The sequence below is a fragment of the Gordonia sp. w5E2 genome, from assembly GCF_036540975.1.
GTDB lineage: Bacteria > Actinomycetota > Actinomycetes > Mycobacteriales > Mycobacteriaceae > Gordonia > Gordonia jacobaea.
In genome coordinates this window covers 2,344,612-2,366,268 of the sequence record NZ_CP144213.1, presented here as the reverse complement: position 1 = coordinate 2,366,268, position 21,657 = coordinate 2,344,612, and the positions used below count along the sequence as shown (strand labels likewise).

Annotated in this window: 21 protein-coding genes; 9 read left to right on the top strand and 12 right to left on the bottom strand. The window is 65.7% G+C overall.

What is annotated here, in order from left to right; genetic code table 11:
- Positions 1-60: 60 nt before the first annotated feature.
- From fabG1 to RND64_RS10785, 6 genes are all read right to left on the bottom strand, one after another.
- Positions 61-798: a 3-oxoacyl-ACP reductase FabG1 gene (gene fabG1, locus RND64_RS10810; protein ID WP_049697326.1), complete on the bottom strand. Its 738-nt coding sequence runs from the start codon at positions 796-798 to the stop codon at positions 61-63.
- Between the two features lie 70 nt (positions 799-868).
- Entirely contained in the window at positions 869-1,846 is a 978-nt protein-coding gene (locus tag RND64_RS10805) for a VWA domain-containing protein (RefSeq protein ID WP_049697523.1), read from the bottom strand.
- A gap of 8 nt (positions 1,847-1,854) precedes the next feature.
- Complete coding sequence (locus RND64_RS10800; protein ID WP_049697325.1) at positions 1,855-2,793, bottom strand: DUF58 domain-containing protein; 939 nt, start codon at positions 2,791-2,793, stop codon at positions 1,855-1,857.
- On the bottom strand, positions 2,783-4,003 hold the full coding sequence (locus RND64_RS10795) for an AAA family ATPase (RefSeq protein WP_049697324.1): 1,221 nt from the start codon (positions 4,001-4,003) through the stop codon (positions 2,783-2,785). Before RND64_RS10795 ends, RND64_RS10800 begins: the two co-directional genes overlap by 11 nt.
- Before the next feature lie 162 nt (positions 4,004-4,165).
- Positions 4,166-5,698 (bottom strand): NlpC/P60 family protein, encoded by a 1,533-nt coding sequence (locus RND64_RS10790; protein WP_049697522.1) that lies wholly within the window; start codon positions 5,696-5,698, stop codon positions 4,166-4,168.
- Between the two features lie 394 nt (positions 5,699-6,092).
- On the bottom strand, positions 6,093-6,677 hold the full coding sequence (locus RND64_RS10785) for an Rv1476 family membrane protein (RefSeq protein ID WP_049697323.1): 585 nt from the start codon (positions 6,675-6,677) through the stop codon (positions 6,093-6,095).
- 511 nt (positions 6,678-7,188) lie between these two features.
- Between RND64_RS10785 and RND64_RS10780 the strand changes: the two genes are divergently transcribed.
- The 3 genes from RND64_RS10780 (at position 7,189) to RND64_RS10770 (ending at position 12,279) form a co-directional block, all read left to right on the top strand.
- A complete protein-coding gene (locus RND64_RS10780; RefSeq protein WP_049697321.1) occupies positions 7,189-10,023 on the top strand; it encodes an aconitate hydratase in 2,835 nt (944 codons plus the stop codon).
- A gap of 13 nt (positions 10,024-10,036) precedes the next feature.
- Entirely contained in the window at positions 10,037-10,615 is a 579-nt protein-coding gene (locus RND64_RS10775) for a TetR/AcrR family transcriptional regulator (protein WP_005202820.1), read from the top strand.
- A gap of 119 nt (positions 10,616-10,734) precedes the next feature.
- Positions 10,735-12,279, top strand: a complete 1,545-nt coding sequence (locus RND64_RS10770; RefSeq protein ID WP_049697320.1) for an acyl-CoA synthetase — start codon at positions 10,735-10,737, stop codon at positions 12,277-12,279.
- 66 nt (positions 12,280-12,345) lie between these two features.
- Here the strand turns inward: RND64_RS10770 and RND64_RS10765 are convergent, their stop codons facing one another.
- Positions 12,346-12,687 carry a hypothetical protein gene (locus RND64_RS10765; RefSeq protein ID WP_049697319.1) on the bottom strand — a complete coding sequence of 114 codons (342 nt, stop codon included), beginning with the start codon at positions 12,685-12,687 and terminating at the stop codon, positions 12,346-12,348.
- Between the two features lie 31 nt (positions 12,688-12,718).
- Here RND64_RS10765 and RND64_RS10760 point away from each other — a divergent pair, with 31 nt between their 5' ends.
- From RND64_RS10760 to RND64_RS10745, 4 genes are all read left to right on the top strand, one after another.
- A complete protein-coding gene (locus tag RND64_RS10760; protein WP_049697318.1) occupies positions 12,719-13,066 on the top strand; it encodes a hypothetical protein in 348 nt (115 codons plus the stop codon).
- Between the two features lie 135 nt (positions 13,067-13,201).
- A complete protein-coding gene (locus RND64_RS10755) occupies positions 13,202-14,176 on the top strand; it encodes an MSCRAMM family protein (protein WP_235434266.1) in 975 nt (324 codons plus the stop codon).
- A complete protein-coding gene (locus RND64_RS10750; protein ID WP_049697317.1) occupies positions 14,173-14,769 on the top strand; it encodes a class F sortase in 597 nt (198 codons plus the stop codon). The genes RND64_RS10755 and RND64_RS10750 overlap by 4 nt, the downstream gene beginning before the upstream one ends.
- Positions 14,751-15,305, top strand: coding sequence for a prealbumin-like fold domain-containing protein (locus RND64_RS10745; protein WP_235434265.1), 555 nt, complete (start codon positions 14,751-14,753; stop codon positions 15,303-15,305). Before RND64_RS10750 ends, RND64_RS10745 begins: the two co-directional genes overlap by 19 nt.
- A gap of 3 nt (positions 15,306-15,308) precedes the next feature.
- On the opposite strand, the gene RND64_RS10740 is transcribed toward RND64_RS10745, so the two are convergent.
- Positions 15,309-16,937, bottom strand: a complete 1,629-nt coding sequence (locus RND64_RS10740) for an ABC-F family ATP-binding cassette domain-containing protein (protein ID WP_005202799.1) — start codon at positions 16,935-16,937, stop codon at positions 15,309-15,311.
- Between the two features lie 116 nt (positions 16,938-17,053).
- Here RND64_RS10740 and RND64_RS10735 point away from each other — a divergent pair, with 116 nt between their 5' ends.
- A complete protein-coding gene (locus RND64_RS10735) occupies positions 17,054-17,830 on the top strand; it encodes an SDR family oxidoreductase (protein WP_049697518.1) in 777 nt (258 codons plus the stop codon).
- Positions 17,827-18,963, top strand: coding sequence for a lycopene cyclase family protein (locus RND64_RS10730; RefSeq protein WP_049697316.1), 1,137 nt, complete (start codon positions 17,827-17,829; stop codon positions 18,961-18,963). The genes RND64_RS10735 and RND64_RS10730 overlap by 4 nt, the downstream gene beginning before the upstream one ends.
- A gap of 27 nt (positions 18,964-18,990) precedes the next feature.
- Here RND64_RS10730 and RND64_RS10725 read toward each other — a convergent pair whose 3' ends face one another.
- The 4 genes from RND64_RS10725 to RND64_RS10710 are packed head-to-tail and all read right to left on the bottom strand — an operon-like array spanning position 18,991 to position 21,656.
- A complete protein-coding gene (locus RND64_RS10725; RefSeq protein ID WP_049697315.1) occupies positions 18,991-19,434 on the bottom strand; it encodes a J-domain-containing protein in 444 nt (147 codons plus the stop codon).
- A 59-nt stretch (positions 19,435-19,493) separates the two neighbouring features.
- Positions 19,494-19,904 (bottom strand): metal-sulfur cluster assembly factor, encoded by a 411-nt coding sequence (locus tag RND64_RS10720; RefSeq protein WP_049697314.1) that lies wholly within the window; start codon positions 19,902-19,904, stop codon positions 19,494-19,496.
- Complete coding sequence (gene sufU / locus RND64_RS10715; protein ID WP_049697313.1) at positions 19,901-20,371, bottom strand: Fe-S cluster assembly sulfur transfer protein SufU; 471 nt, start codon at positions 20,369-20,371, stop codon at positions 19,901-19,903. The genes RND64_RS10720 and sufU overlap by 4 nt, the downstream gene beginning before the upstream one ends.
- A gap of 1 nt (position 20,372) precedes the next feature.
- On the bottom strand, positions 20,373-21,656 hold the full coding sequence (locus tag RND64_RS10710; protein WP_049697312.1) for a cysteine desulfurase: 1,284 nt from the start codon (positions 21,654-21,656) through the stop codon (positions 20,373-20,375).
- Position 21,657: the final 1 nt, after the last annotated feature.

Here is a 21,657-nt window from a genome sequence, read left to right as displayed (position 1 = left end):
AGGCGTGTCTGTGGATGGTGTCTGTGCGTGTGAGGCTGGGGGGTGTGCGGCCGAGGGGGTCTAGTGGCCCATGCCGAGGCCGCCGTCGACGTTGATCACGTTGCCGGTGACGTAGGCCGAGTCGTCGGACGCGAGGAAGCTGACCACTGCGGCCACTTCTTCCGGCTGCCCCATGCGCTTGGCGGGGATCGCCTGGTCGACGGCCGTCTTGGTGTACCCCTCGGGCAGCGACCGGGTCATGTCGGTGTCGATCAGGCCGGGTGCGACGACATTCGCGGTGATGTTGCGTCCGCCGAGCTCGCGGGTGACCGAGCGGGCGAGGCCAACCAATCCGGCCTTCGACGCCGCGTAGTTGGCCTGCCCCGGGGTGCCCATCAGCGCGACGACCGAACCGAGGTAGATGAACCGACCCCACCGCTTGCGCAGCATGTCGCGTGTCGCGGCCTTGGTGACGCGGAATGCGCCCGTCAGGTTGGCGTCGACGACGTCTTCGAAGCTCTCGACGCTCATCCGCATCAGAAGGGTGTCTGCGGTGATACCCGCGTTCGACACGACCACCTCGACCGGCCCCTGGTGCTCGGCGACCTCTTTGAACGCGGCGTCGACGGATGCGGTGTCGGTGACATCGCACGTCACGCCGAACAGGCCCTCGGGGGCGCCGGAGCCGCGGTGGGTGACGGCGACCTTGTGACCGTCCGCGGAGAGCCGGCGAGCGACCGCGAGACCGATGCCGCGGTTGCCTCCGGTCACGAGAACCGAACGCGAGACACGGCTGGGAGATTCATTGCTCTGCGACATGGGTTACAAACCTATCGGTTGCGAGTGCGTGTGACGTCGGCAGGGTCGATGCGGTGATGATCGACGACGATCAGGGTAATCGCTGGTTGATGAGCATCGCACCGCCCGCGGCGAGGATGACGAAAATGGTGCCGGCGAGCAGCCACGGCCACGAATCGTCGCCCTTGCGGTACTCGTAGCCGATCTCCTCCTGCAAGGTGCTGTAGACCTTGTTCAGCTCATCGAGACTCGACGCCGTGAAGAACCGGCCGCCGCTGAGGTTGGCGATCTTGCGCAGCGACTCGTCGTCGACCGGAACCGGAACCTGATCGCCCTCGAGATCGACGGTTCCCGTCGAGGTACCGAACGAGATCGTGGAAACGGGGATCTTCTCCTCTTTCGCCTTGCGAGCGGCGGTGAAGGCTCCGCGCGGGTCGTCCGGGTCGTCCGGCACGGTCTCTTTACCGTCGGAGAGCAGCACGATGCGCGCGGGTGGTGCGCCCTCGTCTCCGCCGAGCACCGCGTTGAGAGTCTGGATCTGCTGCAGAGCGGCGAAGATTCCCTCACCGGTCGCCGTCTTGTCGGCGAGCTGCAACTTGTCGACCGCCTGCTTGGTGGCGTCGTGATTCGGCGTCGGGGTGACCAACGTCGACGCCGTGCCGGCGAACGAGATCAGTCCCAGGTTGATGCCGTCGGTGAGGTTGTCGGCGAACTGTTTCGCCGCCGACTGTGCCGCCTTGATTCTCGACGGTGCGACATCGGTGGCGTTCATCGAGCGCGACACGTCCATCACCAGGATCACCGTCGCCTTGTTCCGCGGGATCTTGCGGTTGGCCTGCGGTCCGGCGACTGCGACCACGAGCAGCACCAACGCCAAGAGCAGCGCGACCATCGGTGCGTGGCGCAGCCAACGCTTCCACCGCGGCTCTGCGGGCACGATGCGGTCGAGCATCTCGGTGTTGGCGAACTGCAACGCCCGCTGGCGCCGCATCCGGAGCATGTACCAATAGCCTGCGCCGAGAGCGGCGACGAGGACAAGCGCGAGCAACCACCATGGGTGCGAGAACACTGCCGTCCTCACCCAACCCCGGCGGCGAGTCCGCGGCGACGACGCCCCACGAACTTCACCATGTCGTTGATCCAGTCCCGGTCGGTACGCAGCGACAACACGGGGCCGCCACAGCCACGGATGGTCCGATGCACCTTCTGCTGGTGAGCTCGGGCAGCGTCGGCGAAGTCGCGACGCAGCGACTCGGTGATCGTGACCTGCCTGATCTCACCCGACTCGGCGTCGGCGAGGGTGACGTCGCCGATGGGTGGCAATTCCAGATCGCGTGGGTCGAGAACCTCGATCGCCAGCAGCTCGTGATGGGCGCCGATGGCGCGCAGCGAGCGCTCCCAGTCGATCGGACCCAGGAAGTCGCTGATCACGACCGCCAGTCCGCGACGCCGCTGCGGTCGGCGCAGCGCTTCGAGTCCTGCTTTCAGGTCGCCCCGCACGCCGGGTTCCGCGCGACGGGTGGTGGCGATCGTCTTCAGCAGACTCAGGTCGTGGGCACGCCCGGCGTGGGCGGGTACGCGGACGATCTTGTCGCCGGTACACACCACCGCGCCGTGGCGATTGCCACCACCGGAGGTGAGATGCACGATGGCCGACGACGCGGCCACCGCGAGCTCACGTTTGGTGTGGGCGACGGTGCCGAAGTCGAGGCTCGCTGACGCGTCGACGACGAGCCACGTCTCGAGCTCGCGGTCGGCGATCATCTGACGGACATGGGGCTGGGTCGTACGGGCAGTGACCGACCACTCCATCCGGCGGATATCGTCGCCGGGCTGGTACGGCCGTGCCTCTCCCGGTTCGGAACCCGGTCCCGGAATCAGTCCCTGGTGTTCGCCCTGCAGCACGCCGTCGAGCTTGCGGCGCACCGTCAGTTCGAGCGACTTCAGCGCTGCCGAGAGCTGCGGTTCGTCGAGCAGGCCTGATTCGAGCGACGGCAGTGTGCTGTTAGCCGCCATACCGCGCTGACGTCTGGTTGGCCGGCCCCGCCGGGTAGCGGCCCTGTGCACCGTTGACCGGCTGTACCTGTTGCGGGTTCTGACCGGGTGCGCCGTTCACGCCCGGGGCCTGTGGTCCGACGCCGGGCTGACCCGGCATCGCCTGCATCGGCGGCGACTGTTGCTGCACGGGCTGTGTACCCACCTGCGGCAACCCGATGGTCTGCAGGATGCGGTTGATGATCTGGTCGGCTGTGACCTCGTCGGCGAGAGCGTCGTAGCTCAGCACCAGACGATGGCGCAGGACGTCGGGGATGAGCTCGACGATGTCGGCGGGGATCACGTAATCGCGACCACGCACGAGTGCCAGCGCGCGGGCAGCCGCAACGATGCCGAGCGTCGCACGCGGTGAGGCGCCGTAGGACAACCAGGAATCGACGTCGTGCAGACCGAGCTCGGCGGGACGTCGGGTCGCGTTGATGACACGGACGACATAGTCGACCAAAGCATGGTGGACGAACACGTTGGCCGCGGTCTCCTGCAGCCGGATCGTCGTCTCCGGATCGAGGATCTGCGCCGCGCTCGGTGGCACATTGCCCATCCGGTAGACGATCTCGCGCTCTTCCTCGACCGACGGGTAGTCGACGAGGATCTTGAACAGGAAGCGGTCGCGCTGCGCCTCGGGCAGCGGGTAGACACCCTCGTTCTCGATGGGGTTCTGCGTCGCCATGACGAGGAATGGGCTCGGCATCGGATAGGTGGTTCCGCCGATCGAGACGTGCCGCTCGGCCATCACCTCGAGGAGCGCCGACTGCACCTTTGCCGGTGCACGGTTGATTTCGTCGGCGAGGAGGAAGTTCGCGACAACCGGGCCGAGCTCGGTGTCGAACTCCTCACGGCCCTGGCGGTAGATGCGCGTTCCGAGCAGATCGGTTGGCACGAGGTCTGGCGTGAACTGAACGCGGGAGAAGCTGCCGCCGATGACCTTCGCGAACGTCTCGACCGCGAGCGTCTTGGCCACACCGGGGACACCCTCGAGGAGGATGTGCCCGCGAGCGAGCAGTCCGACGAGGATGCGCTCGACGAGCTGATCCTGGCCGACGATCACACGCTTGACCTCATAGATCGCACGTTCCACGAGCTTCACGTCGTCGTCGCTGAGCGTCACCGCTCCCCCGCCCGAGTTCGACGCGGCGTGCGCCTGCTCAGTGTTCGGATGCGAAGAGGTCAACCCCTACTCCTAAGGTTCGTCCGGATCCCGGCGCAGCCGCGTTGTGCCTTCGCAGAATCGGTTGCCGACATGATTGCAAGCCAGCCTAGCCGTGCGTCCTGAAAACGCGCCAAGAAGGTCGTTCGGATGGCGCGGTATCACGGCATCCGGCTCGGTGCGGAATCAGAGCAGGCGCACCACGTTGGGCATCGCGCCCGCCGTCCGCAGCGGCGACACCTTGACGACGTCGCCCGACTGCGGCGCCTCGACCATCTTGTTGTCGCCGAGGTAGAGCGCGACATGCTCACTCGCATTGGGACCGTAGAAGATCATGTCGCCACGCTGCATCTGCGCCAGCGGCACCTGGGGACCCGATGTGTACTGGTAACCCGTGTAGTGCGGGAGCTGGATACCGACACCTCCGAACGCGTACATCATGAGGCCCGAGCAGTCGAAGCCCACCTTGTTGTAGTCGCCGTAGCTGTCGGCAACACCACCGTCGCGGATACCGAGGGTGGGACCGTTGGCGTCACCACCACCCCACGCGTAGGGCACGTTGAGCTGCGAGAGCGCGCGGTTCACCACGATCTCGACGGCCTGAGGGCCACGCAGACCAGGACGCACCGGGCCACCGCCGCCCGAGGAGCTGCCGAACAGCGTGCCGAGACTGCCGGAACCGAGCCTGCTGGCGATGCTGTCGGCACCGGAGGATCCCAGCGACGCACCCCCGAGGCCGAGTTCGTCGAGGAGTTCCGAGTGCGGGATCTGCGCCTGGCCGACCATTGCCGCGAGTGCCTTCTGGCCAAGGTCTCCCGCGAGACGAGCGGCGGCCTCCGCGGCCACCTGAAGCGCTTGGTTGTCACTCGTCCCTTCGACCTGAGTCGCGCCGGGCGCGCTCGGACGAGGTCCCGGGAGTCCCGGGATTCCGGGGAAGAGTCCCGACAACAGGTCGGTCGGCGCGGGAGCGTCGACCTTCTTGGGTGTTGTGACCGTGCCACGCAGCTTGTCGAGTTTCTGCTGGACCGAATCACGTTGAGTCACGAGCGAATTGCGACGCTGCTGTTCGTTGAGCATCGCCGACCGGGCTTCGCGTACGGCGGCAAGTGCGTCGTTCTTGCGCTGCTCCGCGCCCGAGGTGGCAAGCGCCGCCTGCCGTTTGAGAGCTTCGAGCGCCGACACCCTGTTGGCTTGTTGGTTGCGGGCCACCTGCAGGCGACGGATCGTGTCCTGCTGGTTCCGGGCGAGCCGGTCGAGCGTCGACATCCGCTCGAGCACCCTGTCGGGATTGTCGGAGGACACGTACTTGGTCATCGAACTCGACGTGGTGCCATTCCGATAGACATCGCGGATCAGTGCATCGAACGATTTCTGGGCGTCTTTGGCAGCACGGTTGGCTTTGGTGAGAGAGTTCTCGGCGCCGGATGCCGCCTGGGTGGCCAGCTGCTGCGCCGCGATCGAGTTCTGATAATCGGCAAGCGACCTGTTGGCGTTCTCCTGGCGAACGGCGACCGCTCCGTCGAGATCCTTAATGTTCTGATTTGCCGTCGCGATCTGATTGATCAACGTCGACACCGCACTCGTCGGCTTTTTCGGCGCCGTCGCGCCAGGAGCGGCCAATGCCTGGCCCGCACCCATTCCGCTGAGTATCGCGACCGCAAGTACGGCCCCTAGACGTGCGAATCGCGGCCTACCCCGCCCCGGGGTACCACGAGCCACACCGGTGGTCACTCGCCTCACGTGAAACTCCTCGCCCTCGCCGGCGATGTCATGCCTCGAGTCGCACCGTCTCGAGTCGCACGCATCTCCATGTCCGAACACAGGGTGCACGTCTTCCCCAACCAACCAACGTGCATCACCTACCACATGTGGTGCATTGGATACCAACAGCAACACAAGCGACATGAGAACCGTACGTCACATCGGACACACGAGAAAACCGCTGCAACGAATTACATAGGGGTGATTACCTGGGAAAATGCCGTGAACAGCCCAAAGGGTGACATGACTTGCCAGGTATCGAATTGGCAACAGAGCGTCGAACGACGACGAGACCCGGTTGTGCCGTACGACCCGGGTCCGAGCTTCGCGAGGTTGGTTGGTGCAGCCTGCCTCAGCGGGCGGACGACTCGGTCGCCGACACCACGTCGTCACCCGAGGTCGACTCGGCTGCTCGCGGCGGTTGTGCAGCCGGTTGCGCGACCTCACCGCGGCGCCGACGCGCACGTACGGTCCGCACACGCGCGAGCACGGCACCGATGATCGTCACGACCACCAGGAGGAGCGTCACGAGCGTCCAGTCGATCTGCGGCGACGTCAGTTCGTCGTACATCTGTGTGGCGGCGACGGACGGATTCTGCAGCGTCAGGTCGTCCATGGCCTGCTCCTGCACCACGCGACTGAAGTCGGCCGACGAGCTACCGACCGAGTTCGGGCCGATGACCAGCACGGTCCCACCGACCTCGGACTGCAACTGGGTGGCGATGTCGCGGTAGTAGGTGAAGTTCGGCTGCGGCACGGTCAGAACGACCACGTTGAGGTCATGCCCGTCGGACTCGGCCCGGGCCACGAGGGCGCGAAGCGCTGGTTCCTGATCGGCGGGTGCGGCGACGTGGTCGGCAAGCAGTTCTTGCCGCAGGGCCGTCATGTCGACATTCGCAGGAATGATCGCGGGGTAGCCCTGTGGACCTGGACTCATCGGCTGTACCCAACTTTCTGTTCTGCTCGAAACTGCGTGCACCTACCGCATGCTCCGAACCGCATGCGCGCTGCCACGACAATCCTGCCCAATGGGTCGTCACGGCCGGGGACCCACCCCCGCGTGTCACCGGAGAAGGTTTCGCAGCCATTAAATGTCGCCGACGCGCACACGACCGCGTGACCCTCGCCTCGTGCCATGCGACAGAATGGAGGATGCTGTAGGTAGGCGGTAAACGGGCGTGTCGCGTGTTGTAAACAGTACAGCCGTACTGTTAGGATGACACGGTGACCACGGCGGCCCCGTGGCCGCCCCGCGAGGGCAGGGAGGCATCGGTACCACCCACCGGCGCCACCGACAGCACTCGAACACCCGGCGCAGCCCGTCGGGTCACGGTCGGAGTCGACGAGCGGCGTTCGTCGACGAGCCGGCCAAGCAGTCCACGTGCGCACACGTGAGACGTCGAACGACGCCGACGCAGCCCGTCGGCACGAGGAGAGTGGATTAAGTCGTGAGTATCAATTCCTTTGGCGCCCAAGGCACCCTCGAGGTGGGCGACAAGTCGTATGAGATCTACCGGCTGAGCGCTGTCAAGGGAACCGAGAAGCTCCCTTACGCACTCAAGGTCCTCGCCGAGAACCTGCTTCGCACCGAAGACGGCGCGAACGTCACCAAGGACCACATCGAAGCGATCGCCAACTGGGATCCCTCGGCCGAGCCGAGCATCGAGATCCAGTTCACCCCGGCTCGCGTCATCATGCAGGACTTCACCGGCGTTCCCTGTGTGGTCGACCTGACCACCATGCGCGACGCGGTCAAGGAACTCGGCGGCGATCCCGACAAGGTCAACCCGCTAGCACCCGCCGAGATGGTCATCGACCACTCCGTCATCATCGAGGCCTTCGGCAACGCGCAGGCATTCGAGCGCAACGTCGAGATCGAGTACCAGCGCAACGAAGAGCGCTACAAGTTCCTCCGCTGGGGCCAGGGCGCATTCGACGACTTCCGCGTCGTGCCGCCGGGCACCGGCATCGTGCACCAGGTCAACATCGAGCACCTCGCCCGCTCGGTCATGGTTCGCCCCAACTCCGAGGGCACCGAGGTCGCCTACCCCGACACCTGCATCGGCACCGACTCGCACACCACGATGCAGAACGGTCTCGGCGTGCTCGGCTGGGGCGTCGGCGGTATCGAGGCCGAGGCCGCCATGCTCGGCCAGCCGGTTTCGATGCTCATCCCGCGCGTCGTCGGCTTCAAGCTGACCGGTGCGGCCAAGCCGGGCGTCACCGCGACCGACGTCGTGCTGACCATCACGGAGATGCTGCGCAAGCACGGCGTCGTCGGCAAGTTCGTCGAGTTCTACGGCAATGGTGTCGCCGAGGTCCCGCTGGCCAACCGCGCCACCATCGGCAACATGAGCCCCGAGTTCGGCTCCACCTGCGCGATCTTCCCGATCGACGGCGAGACCATCAACTACCTGAAGCTCACCGGCCGCAGCGCGGAGACGCTGGCCCTCGTCGAGGCATACGCCAAGGAACAGGGCATGTGGCTGGAGAAGGACGCCACCGAGCCGCAGTACTCCGAGTACATCGAGCTCGACCTGTCGACGGTCGTCCCGTCGATCGCAGGTCCGAAGCGCCCGCAGGACCGCATCGAGTTGTGGGACGCCAAGAACGCATTCCGCAAGGACATCCACAACTACGTCGAGGAGGGCAACACGCCCGCCTACAACGGTGTCGACGAGTCGAACGCGGAGAGCTTCCCCGCCTCGGACTCCCCCGCCATCGACCCCAGTGGTGCAAAGCTCTCGTTCGCCGATGACGGCTACGAGCCCGCCCACAACGCCAGCAAGGGTGCTGCGGGTCGGCCGTCGAAGCCCGTCAAGGTGTCGTCGACCGAGCGTGGCGACATGATCCTCGACCACGGCATCGTGACGATCGCGTCGATCACGAGCTGCACCAATACGTCGAACCCGTCGGTCATGCTCGGCGCCGGCCTGCTCGCCAAGAAGGCCGTCGACAAGGGCCTGACCTCCAAGCCGTGGGTCAAGACCTCGATGGCCCCCGGATCGCAGGTCGTGACCGGCTACTACGACAAGGCGGGCCTGTGGCCGTACCTGGAGAAGCTCGGCTTCTACCTCGTCGGCTACGGCTGCACCACCTGTATCGGTAACTCGGGCCCGCTGCCCGAGGAAATCTCGAAGGCGATCAACGACAACGACCTGGCCGCGACCGCGGTGCTGTCGGGTAACCGTAACTTCGAGGGTCGTATCAACCCCGACGTGAAGATGAACTACCTCGCGTCGCCGCCGTTGGTCATCGCCTACGCGCTCGCGGGCACGATGGACTTCGACTTCGAGTCCGATCCTCTCGGCCAGGACCAGGACGGCAACGACGTCTTCCTCAAGGACATCTGGCCGACCAACGAGGAGATCGCGCAGACCATCTCGAGCTCGATTAGCCCCGAGCAGTACGCCGAGGACTACGCCGATGTCTTCAAGGGCGACGAGCGCTGGCAGAGCCTGCCGACCCCCGAGGGCAAGACCTTCGACTGGGACGACGAGTCGACCTACGTGCGGAAGCCTCCGTACTTCGACGGCATGAAGCTCGAAGCCGATCCGGTCTCCGACATCAAGGGCGCCCGCGTCCTCGCGAAGCTCGGCGACTCGGTGACCACCGACCACATCTCCCCCGCCTCGACGATCAAGCCCGGCACTCCCGCCGCGCAGTACCTCGACGCGCACGGTGTGGCTCGCAAGGACTACAACTCGCTGGGAGCCCGCCGCGGTAACCACGAGGTGATGATCCGGTCGACCTTCGGCAATATCCGCCTGGCGAACCAGCTCGTCGACGTCACCGGTGGTTACACCCGTGACTTCACGCAGGAGGGCGCTCCGCAGTCGTTCATCTACGACGCCGCGCAGAACTACGCGAAGGAGGGCACCCCGCTGGTCGTGCTCGGCGGCAAGGAGTACGGCACCGGTAGCTCGCGTGACTGGGCAGCCAAGGGCACCAGCCTGCTGGGCGTCAAGGCCGTCATCACCGAGAGCTTCGAGCGCATCCACCGCTCGAACCTCATCGGCATGGGCGTGATCCCGCTGCAGTTCCCCGAGGGCGAGTCGCACAAGTCGCTGGGCCTCGACGGCACGGAGACCTTCGACATCACCGGTATCGAGGAGCTGAACAACGGCACCACGCCGAAGACGGTGCATGTCACCGCCTCCAAGGAAGACGGCTCGAAGGTCGAGTTCGACGCCAAGGTGCGCATCGACACACCCGGTGAAGCCGACTACTACCGCAACGGTGGCATCCTGCAGTACGTGCTCCGCAACATGATCAAGAGCTGACAGGGCGATAGCAGTGCCCAAGGTCAGTGATGACCGCCTTGCCGCGCGTCGTCGGGAGATTCTCGACGGCGCGCGGCATTGCTTCGCGGAGTACGGCTACGACGGAGCGACGGTCAAACGCATCGAGGAGTCGACAGGACTCTCTCGCGGTGCGATCTTTCATCATTTCCGCGACAAGGAGGCACTCTTCCTCGCGCTCGCACGGGAAGACGCCGAACGCATGGCCGACGTCGCGGCAGAGCAGGGCCTTGTTCAGGTCATGCGCGACATGCTCGCGCGCCCACAGGATTTCGATTGGTTGGGCACGCGGCTGGAAATCGCGCGGAAGCTCCGCACCGATCCGACGTTCCGGTCGGCATGGCTGGAACGCTCGGCTGAGCTCGAGAAGGCCACTCTCGATCGACTCGAACGCGGCCGTGAGACCGGCCGACTGCGTGACGACGTCCCCACCGACGTTCTGCTCGACTACCTCGACCTCGTCCTCGACGGGCTGATCACCCGATTGGCTTCGGGACGTCCTACCGACGACCTGTCGGCAGTTCTCGACCTCGTGGAGGCTTCGGTGCGCTCGCGCGCCACTGCGGAGTCATGAGTTAGGCGCCCGCCATTGCGGCAATGACGGCCCCGCCGAACTATCGCTCGGTATACGATCTCGCATGATGCCGATCACACTCGGCATCGTCCGTATCCCGAGTCATCGAGGAGATCGTCGTGTTCCCAGGAACCATCGCCGCCACCACACCTGACAAAGCCGCCGTCGTCGACGCTGCAACCGGAACCGCACTCACCTATCGCGAACTCGACGACAACTCCGCGCGGTTGGCGAACCACCTCGACGAACTCGGGCTACGTCCTGGCGACACGATCGCGATGGTGTCGCGCAATAACCTTCACATGTTCGAGGTGTACTGGGCAGCGATCCGCAGTGGCCTCTACGTCACCGCGATCAATCATCACCTGACCGCGGACGAAACCGCCTACATCCTCACCGACAGCGCGGCGAAGGTGCTGTTTGCCGATGCCGCTGTGGCAGAAGCGGTCTCGACGAGCGGCGATATCGCAGCGCTTGCCGAAGCGGGTCATCGCATCGCGTGGGGTGGGGTCATCGATGGCTTCGAACCCTACGACGACGTGTTGGCGGCAGCACCGGACACGCTGCGTACCGACGAACCCCGCGGCACCGACATGCTCTACTCGTCGGGAACCACGGGACGCCCCAAGGGGATTCGCACACCGCTACCGGATGGCTTGGTCGCAGAAGTCCCCGATGCGTACACCGCGATCTTCAGCCCGCTGTACGGATTCGACGCCGAGAGCGTCTACCTATCCCCAGCGCCGTTGTATCACGCTGCGCCACTGCGCTTTTGCGGCGTCACCAATTCTGTCGGCGGCACCGTGGTGTTCATGGACCACTTCGAGCCGGAGGAAGCGCTGAGTCTCGTCGAGGAGTATCGCGCCACGCACAGCCAATGGGTGCCGACGATGTTCATCAGGATGCTCAAGTTGCCCGCGGATATCCGCGACAAATACGACGTGTCGAGCCTGAAGGTGGCGATCCACGCCGCGGCCCCGTGCCCCGCCGAAGTCAAGCGCGCGATGATCGAATGGTGGGGTCCGGTGATCCACGAATACTACGCATCGACCGAGGCCGCGGGCGCGACGTTCATCGGCCCCGAGGACGCGTTGACGCATCCCGGTTCCGTCGGACGAGCGGGCATGGGCGTCATCAGGATCTGCGACGACGCCGGCGACGAGGTGCCCATCGGCGACGTCGGCCTCGTGTATTTCGAGCGTGAGACACCCGCTTTCGAGTACCACAACGACCCGGGCAAGACGGCGTCGGCGTATCACCCGAAACACCCGACCTGGGCCACAACAGGCGACATGGGCTACGTCGACGATGAGGGTTTCCTCTATCTCACCGACCGCAAGGCGTTCATGATCATCACCGGCGGCGTCAACATCTATCCCCAAGAAGCCGAGAACGTTCTCATCAACCACCCGGCCGTCTACGACGTCGCCGTGATCGGTGTGCCCGATGACGACCTCGGCGAGGTCGCCAAAGCGCTCGTGCAACTCGATCCGGCGTACGAGGCCTCGCCGACGCTTGCCGACGAGCTCCTCGACTTCGCGGGCGATTCGCTTGCGCGGTACAAGGTTCCACGCTCGGTCGATTTCGTTGCAGATCTGCCTCGCACACCCACCGGCAAGCTGGTCAAGGGCGAGCTCACGAAGCGGTATGCGGCGTCGAGATGAGCAGTGGTCGCCGTCGAACGCGTGAATGACACCAGATAACGCGTGGATAACGGTTCTTCGCGCGTGTTAACGATCGCCCTCCCGATTCGGACTCATCAGACATCGGGGGTCACACAGTGATCCGATTCGGGTCGGGGAGATCGCGAGTCCGCTCATGCGTACCGTCACACATTTCCGTTCTTTCTCGAGCACACTCATCGTCGTCGTGGCGTGTCTGTCTCTCGGGGTGGGTGGTGCCCACGCCGACGTCGACACGACCGCGCCGTCGGTGACCACTCCATCCACCACGGCGCCGACAACCACGACGCCGCCGACGACAACACCGCCAACAACAACCACGCCGCCGACGACCAACCCGCCCTCGTCATCGACCCCACCGAGCACACCCGCGAGCACCGAAACGTCCACGCCCACAAGCCCTGTCGCGTATGGGTCCGTGATGATCAATGCCGTGCTCGACGGCGCGCACGACGGGGTCAACGGCGTGTTGGTTCGCCTGGTCGCGGTCAACCCTTACGTCACGACCTTGCCCGCTACCGTGCAGTCCCCGACCGGGACGGTGAGTGTCCTTGTGCTCGAAGTACCCGCGGGACTGACGCTCGTGGGGCCGTCGTCGTTCAACATTCCACTCGAGCGTGGCCGGGACATCATCTACACGATCCACTTCGCCGCAAAGGGCACGTCAGGTCCGGGAACAACGAATCCCGGACCCTCGGCTCCCGGCCGTGATCCGGGCGCACGCACTCCGCTGAGCTCGATTCCCTCGGGGCCCGTCTACCGGCCGTGAATGCACCGCCACGTACAGGCCGTACGACGCGTGAATGATTTCCGCCCGCCGACGGCCGCAGGCGATAACGAATCGATTGGCCCACCCGACTTCACGGGTGTCGGGGCCGTCCACCCCACCGAAAGGCTCACTCCAATGTCGAAACGATCACCCAAGCACCCCAGCAGATTCCGCACTCCGCGGACAAGCACCGCAGCCTTTGCGGCGGGAATCCTGCTCAGCCTTGCGATGGCTCCCGCAGTCGGTTCGGCGGAAACCCCGTCGACCTCGTCGACCTCGTCGACCTCGTCGACCACCGTGGCACCCGCCACGACGGTTGACCAGCCGACGACGCAGGCACCTTCAACCACGACACCGGAGAGTACGGCCACCAATCCGGCGCCCCCGAGTTCGTCGGCACCGAGTACCTCCGCCCCCGGTCCGTCGACGACCGTCGAAGCGCCGACGTCGACAACCCCGAGTTCTCCGACGGCCCCTCCGGAGTCCGGGACCGCACACCTCTATGTCACATCATTCATCCCCTACCCCAACGGCATCACGCCGGTGCAGGGTGCTCGGGTACGTCTCACCAACAACGAGACCGGCGCGGTAACGATGGTCACCGCCCCCGCCGAACTGACCCTGAACGTGGGAACCTACAGTTTCGAGACGATCAGTTGGCCCGACGGATTGAGGCTGATTTCGGGAAGCGGCACAGTCGAACTCGGACTGCTCGGCAACCATATCCAGATTTCCTTCGCACGTACCGACGGCGGCGGAGATGGTTCCGGAACCCTGCAGGTGGTCAAGGCAGACAGAGTCACCGGCGCCAAGCTGCCGGGAGCGAGCTTCATCGTGTCCACCTGCTCCGGGGATGTGTTGGGGTGGGAAACCACCGGCGAGGGCGGTGTGGTCAACCGTGAGGTGGCACCGGGCTGCTACCGCGTCAAGGAGACGGCGGCACCGAAAGGCTATGTGCCCGAGGGTCGCTCGTACACCGTCGACGTGTCCACCGACAAGGTGTCGACGGTGACGGTCTACAACACCCCCGTCGACCACGTGACCGACCGCAATCCGTCGGGCAGGACATCGCTGTCGTCGATTCCTTCGGGACCGGTGGATCGACCATGAAAACCACGCCGATACTCACACTGTTCTGCCTGCTGGCTCTGAGTCTGACGCTTCTCGTCGGCTGCTCGACACGCACGAGCGAATCGTCCGTGGCCACACCGTCTGCTCAGACCCAGCTACCCGCACCCGTTGCCGCACGCACCGACGAGCCGGCAGCACCGAAAAGTATTGAGGTCGGCGGTGATTCCGCTGTCACCGATGCGGTTGCGACGGATACGACCGGTGCCCTCCTGCCGCCACAGGACGTCCATCGTCTCGGCTGGTGGGTCGATTCGGCGTTACCCGGATCGGGCAAGGGCACAATCGTCGTGACCGGCCACGTCGACGAGGCCTCGCAGGGGCGTGGCTTCGCCGCCCGGTTCAGTTCTCTCGCACCGGGAACCGAAGTCGCGGTCACCACAGCGAAGGGTGAGACCGTCCACTACCGGGTGCGTAACGTCCAGAAGGCCGACAAGGAGAAGGGCTTTCCGGCAGCGGAACTCAACCGTCTCGACGGGCCGGAGACCCTCGCCCTCGTCACGTGCGGTGGGGCGTTTGTCGGTCCCCCGCTCGGCTACGCCGACAACATCATCGCGTGGGCGACGCGAGCATGAACGGCCGATTCGTCCGTGTGACAACGACTCTCACGGTTGTCGGCGCAATGACACTCGCCGGAATCGTCGGAGCGTCGGCGTCCGCCTCGGCCACACCCGGTTCGGGAACATTCACCGTGACGACGCGAGACCAGCAACCGAGTCGATCCATCGGAACCGGCGTCGACCGCAAGGGCGGATTCGACGACGGGTCGGGCCAACTGCGGATCGCAGTCCGCGACCGCATCCACGGCCACCCACTGCCGGGTGCGCGGTTCGCGATCACGACGTGCGCCGGGCAATCCCGTGGCTCAGGTGTCACCGATGCACAGGGACTGCTGATTCGTTCGCTGCCGACGGGCTGCTACCGCGCTCGCGAGGTAGCAGCTCCCAGCGGATACATCGCGAACGAGGCGTCGGGAACGATGCACGTCGAGTCCGATGCCACCGATCATCACGAGATTCTGGCCACTCCCGTCGGTCACGTCAGCACGCGGGACGTCGGCAAGCGCGTGCAGTTGTCGGGCATCGTGACTGGACCGACGGAGGGGCCGTGATGCTCACGCGAGCTCGATGAGCTCCTGGTATTCGTCGCTCCAGTGGTCTTCGGTGCCGTCGGGCAGAAGAATCACGCGTTGCGGATCGAGCGCCGCCGCGGCACCGGGATCGTGGGTAACGAGGACCACGGCACCGGTGTAGCTGCGCAGGGCGTCGAGCACCTGCTCGCGCGAGATCGGGTCGAGGTTGTTGGTCGGCTCGTCGAGTAGCAGCACGTTGGCCGCCGACGACACTAGGCCTGCCAGCGACAGTCGCGTCTTCTCGCCACCGGATAGCGTGCCCGCGGGTTGGTCGAGCTGAGGTCCGGTGAACATGAAGGCACCGAGCAGGCTACGAAGATCCTGTTCGCCTGCGTCGGGCGCGGCGTGCCGAATGTTCTCCCACACCGTCGCCATGTCGTCGAGGGTGTCGTGCTCCTGCGCGAAGTAGCCGATCTTGAGTCCGTAGCCGGGCTCCAGCGAACCCGTATCCGACGCCTCGACACCGGCGAGCACCTTGAGCAGGGTGGTCTTACCCGCACCGTTGAGTCCGAGCACGACCACACGGCTGCCCTTGTCGATCGCGAGGTCGACGCCGGTGAAGATCTCGAGCGAGCCGTAGGACTTGCTCAGTCCCGACGCCATCAGCGGAGTCTTGCCACACGCCGCGGGCTCCGGGAAGCGAATCCGGGCGGTGCGGTCGGCCACCTGCTCCTCGTCGAGGGAATCGATCATCCGATCGGCACGCTTGAGCATCTGTTGTGCCGCAGTGGCTTTCGTGGCCTTGGCGCCGAGCTTTGCAGCCTGTGCGCGCAGTGCGGACGCCTTCTTCTCCGCATTGGCGCGCTCACGCTTACGACGCTGCTCGTCGGTTGCGCGTGCGTCGAGGTAGCGCTTCCAGCCCATGTTGTAGACGTCGGCCTCGCCGCGGACGGCGTCGAGGAACCACACCTTGTTGACCACGTCGGCCAGCAGGTCGACGTCGTGGCTGATCACCACGAGTCCACCCTCGTGGTTCTGCAGGAAGCTGCGCAACCAGGTGATCGAGTCGGCGTCGAGGTGGTTGGTCGGCTCGTCGAGGAGCAGCGTCGTCGCAGATTTGCCCGAGCCGTCGGAGGCTGCGAACAGGATGCGGGCGAGCTCGATGCGACGGCGCTGTCCGCCCGAGAGCGTGCGCAGAGGCTGGCCGAGTACGCGATCGGGCAATCCGAGGCTGTTGCAGATGCGCGCGGCCTCGGACTCGGCGACGTAGCCGCCGAGGTCGGAGAAGCGCTCCTCGAGACGGCCGTATCGTGCGACAGCCTTGTCGCGCACCTTGTCGTCGGCAGCCTCGGCCATCAGGGCCTGCTGCTTTTCCATCTGATGCATGATGTCGTCGAGCCCACGCGCAGACAGCACGCGATCGCGTGCGACGACGTCGAGGTCGCCTTCTTTGGGGTCCTGCGGCAGATAGCCGAGATCGCCGGTCCTGGTCACCGTTCCGGCGTAGGGCTCGGTCTCGCCCGCGAGAATGCGCAGCGAGGTCGTCTTACCTGCGCCATTGCGGCCGACGAGGCCGATCCGGTCGCCGGGTTGAATACGCAATGCTGAGCCGGGCGCCGACAGCAGGGTCCGAGCGCCCGCTCGAACTTCCAGGTCGGTCGCGGTGATCACGACGGTCCAGTCTACTGTGCGTCGGCCCGTGGTTTTTCCACCCCGGGCGGCCGCGACTTCCTCACGTCGCTCGATACGGTGGCAGGGTGACCGAACGCACAGCTGAACCCACCGGAATGTTGCCGACACCCGATCTCACCGGGCGATCCGCACTCGTCACCGGCGCGAGCCGCGGCATTGGATTGGCCATCGCCACCGAACTCGCCCGTCGAGGCGCCACGGTGGTCATCACCGGCCGTAAACCCGAACCGCTGCAGCAGGCAGCCGAGTCGATCCGGACTGCGGTTGACGGGGCGAAGGTCGACATCTGTCCCGGCAATACCGGCGACGCCGCTCATCGAGCCGACGCCGTTGCGAACGCGGTGCGGCTCGGTGGCGGAATCGACATACTGGTCAACAACACGGGAATCAACCCGACGTATGGGCCGCTCGTCGACGCCGATCTCGACGCGGTGCGCAAGATCTTCGACACGAACGTGGTCGCCGCCCTCGGGTTCGTGCAAGAGGCATATCGGGCGGGCATGGCCGAATCAGGAGGAGCTGTGCTCAACATCGCCTCGGTCGCCGGAATCCGCTCCACCGGAGTCATCGCCGCCTACGGGGCGTCGAAAGCCGCGTTGATCCGCCTGACCGCGGAGCTCGCGTGGGAACTCGGGCCCAAGCAGATCCGCGTCAACGCGATCGCGCCCGCCATCGTCAAGACGAAGTTCGCCGACGCACTCATCGCTGGCGACAACGAAGAACGCGCGATTGCCGGCTACCCGCTGCGCCGACTCGGCAACCCGGAAGACATCGCGCAGGCTGCCGCCTTCCTCGTCAGCGACAACGCGTCGTGGATCACCGGTCAGACCTTGCAGGTCGACGGCGGACTGTTGGCCACCGGATCGATGTGACCGTGTCCCGTTCGGCGGCGGTGGTCGGCGGCGGTCCGGCGGGCAGGGGCCTGGCCCACCGCCTACGCCACCACGGGGTGGATACCACTCTCATCGATCCGCACCCCGACAGGGCGTGGCACGCCACCTATGCGGCATGGACCGACGAACTGCCGAACTGGTTGAGCGACAACGCCATAGCAGCGCAGACCGACGCCGTGCAGGTGTCTGCGCGAACCCGTCACGAGATCGCCCGCGGATACACGGTTCTCGACAATGTCGCTCTCGCAACCGAATTGAACCTCGACGGGGTGGCGCTGGTGGCGTCGGCCGCGACGTCGGTGTCGGCTGATCGGGTGGTGTGCGCTGACGGTTCGGTCGTCCGGGCCGATCAGATCGTCGACTGTCGAGGTGCGCTGCCGCACGACGCCCCGTACCAGACCGCGTTCGGGATCATCGTCGACGCGAAGGACGCGGAGGCGGTACTCGGCGGCGCGGGCGCGCTGCTCATGGACTGGGCGAGTCCTCGCCAGCTCGGTGCCGCAGGCTCACCACTACCGTCGTTTCTCTACGCCGTGCCGCTCGGTGATGGGACTGTGCTGCTCGAAGAGACCTGTCTCGCAGGGCATCCCGCGCTGTCGATCCCAGACCTCGAACACCGCCTGCGCTTTCGATTGGGCGACCATGAACCGACCGTGCTCCGCACCGAGGTGGTGAACTTTCCGCTCGTCGGCGCGTCGACGACGCCGTGGAAGGACCCGGTCTTCCGGTTCGGCGCTGCGGGCGGGATGAAGAATCCGACGACGGGCTACAGCGTCGCCACCTCACTCGCCTGTGCCGACACCGTCGCGGTCGCGATCGCGGACGGCGACGACCCGAAGGCCGCGCTGTGGCCGGCATCGGCACGTTCGGTACACGAACTCCGAATCCGCGGTCTGTCGGCACTGCTGGACCTCTCGGCCGAGCAGACCCTCGACTTCTTCGACGCCTTCTTCACCATGCCGATCAGCGCCCAACGCAGCTACCTCAGCGAGCGCGACAACCTCGCGGGCACACTCGAGGCGATGGGCCGCGTGGTCAAGGGCGTCGGAATGCGAACCAAGATGACGATCGCGCGCGGTGCGGCGACCGGTCACGGCTGGTCGGACGTGTGACCGGTCAGGCGAGCGGTGCCGTCAGGGTCACCGACGCCCCTGCCTGAGCGCCTGCCACTGCTCGACGATCTCGTCGACGTCGACGACGTGGGCAGTGACGACCGACGGGAGTCCGGCCCGCGTGGTCAGATGTGCTTCGCGTACACGGCGATTGAAGTCGGCGAGGATATCGCGCACCGCTGATTCGTCGGCGATGTCGGCCAGGGAGTCGGGAAACCCTTGCGCCTCTTTGCGGAGTTGCAGCGAGGCGGGCAGCAGGGCCGTCGAATCAAGTCCTTCGTCGCGGATCTTGCGCTTGACCCACCAGTCGGGGTCGTCGGTATCGGAGAGGTCGAGCGGCTTGCCCATGCCCGGCAGGTTGTCGAACTCGCCCCGCTCGGTGGCCTCGCGGATCATTTTCTCCACGCGCGTCTCGTACGTGGGCGGCTTCCAGCGGCGGACACGACGAAACCGTCCTTCGGGTTCGTCCATGTGTTCAGGCACCGGGGCGTCCTGTCACCGTGTCCTCGCGCCTCCGTGTCTCCGACGGCTCAGACGGTGAAGCCCAGCGCGCGTAGCTGCTCGCGGCCGTCGTCGGTGATCTTGTCGGGGCCCCACGGCGGCAGCCACACCCAGTTGATCTCCAACTCGGTGCACAGACCGCTGCCGATGAGCGCTGCGCGTGACTGGTCCTCGATGACGTCGGTCAGCGGACACGCCGCCGACGTCAGGGTCATGTCGATCTTGGCGACCGCGTCGTCGGTGACCTCGATGCCGTAAACGAGTCCGAGATCGACGACGTTGATTCCGAGCTCGGGGTCGACGACGTCGCGCATCGCTTCCTCGACGTCCTCGAGCTGGGGCAACGAGGTGCTCGGCGCGCTCACGGGCGCGTCAGCCGCGGGCGTCTCGACAGGGGGTGTCTCGACTGCGGCAGTATCTGCCAAAGGCTGTTCGGTCATGGAGCTTCCACCTGTTCTGATTCACGTTCTTCCACCGACTGGGCCAGGGCGTCCTTGAACGCCATCCAGCCCAGCAGTGCACATTTGACGCGTGCCGGATACTTGCTCACTCCGGCAAACGCGATGCCGTCGCCGATGATGTCTTCGTCGCCCTCGTCGGAGCCGCGCGAAGTCATCATCGCGTTGAACGACGCGACCGTGGCCAGCGCGTCGTCGACGCTGGCACCCTCGAGCTGGTCGAACAGCACCGATGTCGACGCCTGCGAGATCGAGCAGCCCTGCCCGTCGTAGGAGATGTCGGTGACAGTGTTGCCGTCGTCGGACAGCGCCACGCGCAGGGTCACCTCGTCACCACATGTCGGGTTGACGTGATGGACCTCTGCGCCGAACGGCTCGCGCAGCCCGCGGCCGTGCGGGTGCTTGTAGTGATCGAGGATCACGTCTTGATACATCTGCTCCATACGCATGTCAGACGACCCCGAAGAACTTCTGCGCCTTGACGATTGCTGCGGCGAGAGCGTCGACCTCATCGTGCGTGTTGTACACCGCGAACGACGCACGAGCCGTCGCGGCAACTCCGAAACGTCGGTGCAGCGGCCACGCGCAATGATGTCCGACGCGGATCGCGACACCCTCGTCGTCGAGGATCTGCCCGAGGTCGTGTGCGTGAATGCCGTCGACGACGAACGAGACTGCACCGCCACGGTTTTCGGTCGTGTTCGGTCCGATGATGCGCAGTCCATCGATCTCACCGAGCGAGCGCAATGCATGCTCGACGAGCGAATGCTCATGCGCGGCAACAGCATCCATCCCGATCGCCGACAGGTAGTCGACCGCTGCACCCAGTCCGACGACCTGCGAGGTCATCGGCACGCCTGCCTCGAATCGCTGAGGCGGATCGGCGTAGGTGGTTGCCTCCATCGTGACGGTCTCGATCATCGATCCACCGGTGATGAACGGCGGCAGCGCGGCCAGAAGCTCTGCTTTGCCGTAGAGCACGCCGACGCCCGACGGTCCGAGCATCTTGTGTCCGGAGAACGCCGCGAAGTCGACGTCTAGGGCACGGAAATCGACGGGCATGTGCGGAACCGACTGGCAGGCGTCGAGCACGACGAGCGCACCGACAGCACGTGCGCGGCGAACCAACTCGTCGACGTCGGCCACGGCACCGGTCACGTTGGACTGGTGCGTGAACGCGACGACCTTCACGGTGTCGTCGAGCTCGAGTGATTCGAGGTCGATGCGACCGTCGTCGGTGACGCCGTACCAGCGCAGGGTGGCGCCGGTGCGTCGGCACAGCTCTTGCCACGGAACGAGATTCGCGTGGTGTTCGAGCTCGGTGATGACGACCGTGTCGCCCTCGCCGAGTTGTCGGCCTCCGAACAGCGGTGCGCTGCGGTCGTCGCCGAGCGTGTAGGTGACCAGGTTCAGCGACTCGGTGGCGTTCTTCGTGAACACCGTCTCGGCTGCGGTGACACCCACGAAGGCGGCGATCTTCTCGCGGGCGCCCTCGTAGTCGTCGGTGGCCTCCTCGGCGAGCTGATGCGCACCACGATGCACGGCGGCGTTGTGGGTCGTCAGGAACTCACGCTCGGCGTCGAGCACCTGGACCGCACGCTGCGAGGTGGCACCGGAATCGAGGTAGACCAACGGCTTTCCGTCGCGCACGGTGCGAGACAGAATCGGGAAATCGGCACGGATGGCGTCGACGTCGAGCGTCGAAGCCTGTTCGGCCACGGTCTCCGTCGACATG

Excerpts from the sequence above, each read along its gene's own strand:
- fabG1 (WP_049697326.1), bottom strand. The coding sequence starts at position 798 with ATGTCGCAGAGCAATGAATCTCCCAGCCGTGTCTCGCGTTCGGTTCTC.
- RND64_RS10800 (WP_049697325.1), bottom strand. The coding sequence starts at position 2,793 with ATGGCGGCTAACAGCACACTGCCGTCGCTCGAATCAGGCCTGCTCGAC.
- RND64_RS10785 (WP_049697323.1), bottom strand. The coding sequence starts at position 6,677 with ATGAGTCCAGGTCCACAGGGCTACCCCGCGATCATTCCTGCGAATGTC.
- RND64_RS10760 (WP_049697318.1), top strand. The coding sequence starts at position 12,719 with ATGATCAATGCCGTGCTCGACGGCGCGCACGACGGGGTCAACGGCGTG.
- RND64_RS10755 (WP_235434266.1), top strand. The coding sequence starts at position 13,202 with ATGTCGAAACGATCACCCAAGCACCCCAGCAGATTCCGCACTCCGCGG.
- RND64_RS10750 (WP_049697317.1), top strand. The coding sequence starts at position 14,173 with ATGAAAACCACGCCGATACTCACACTGTTCTGCCTGCTGGCTCTGAGT.
- RND64_RS10735 (WP_049697518.1), top strand. The coding sequence starts at position 17,054 with ATGTTGCCGACACCCGATCTCACCGGGCGATCCGCACTCGTCACCGGC.
- RND64_RS10725 (WP_049697315.1), bottom strand. The coding sequence starts at position 19,434 with ATGGACGAACCCGAAGGACGGTTTCGTCGTGTCCGCCGCTGGAAGCCG.
- RND64_RS10720 (WP_049697314.1), bottom strand. The coding sequence starts at position 19,904 with ATGACCGAACAGCCTTTGGCAGATACTGCCGCAGTCGAGACACCCCCT.
- sufU (WP_049697313.1), bottom strand. The coding sequence starts at position 20,371 with ATGCGTATGGAGCAGATGTATCAAGACGTGATCCTCGATCACTACAAG.
- RND64_RS10710 (WP_049697312.1), bottom strand. The coding sequence starts at position 21,656 with ATGTCGACGGAGACCGTGGCCGAACAGGCTTCGACGCTCGACGTCGAC.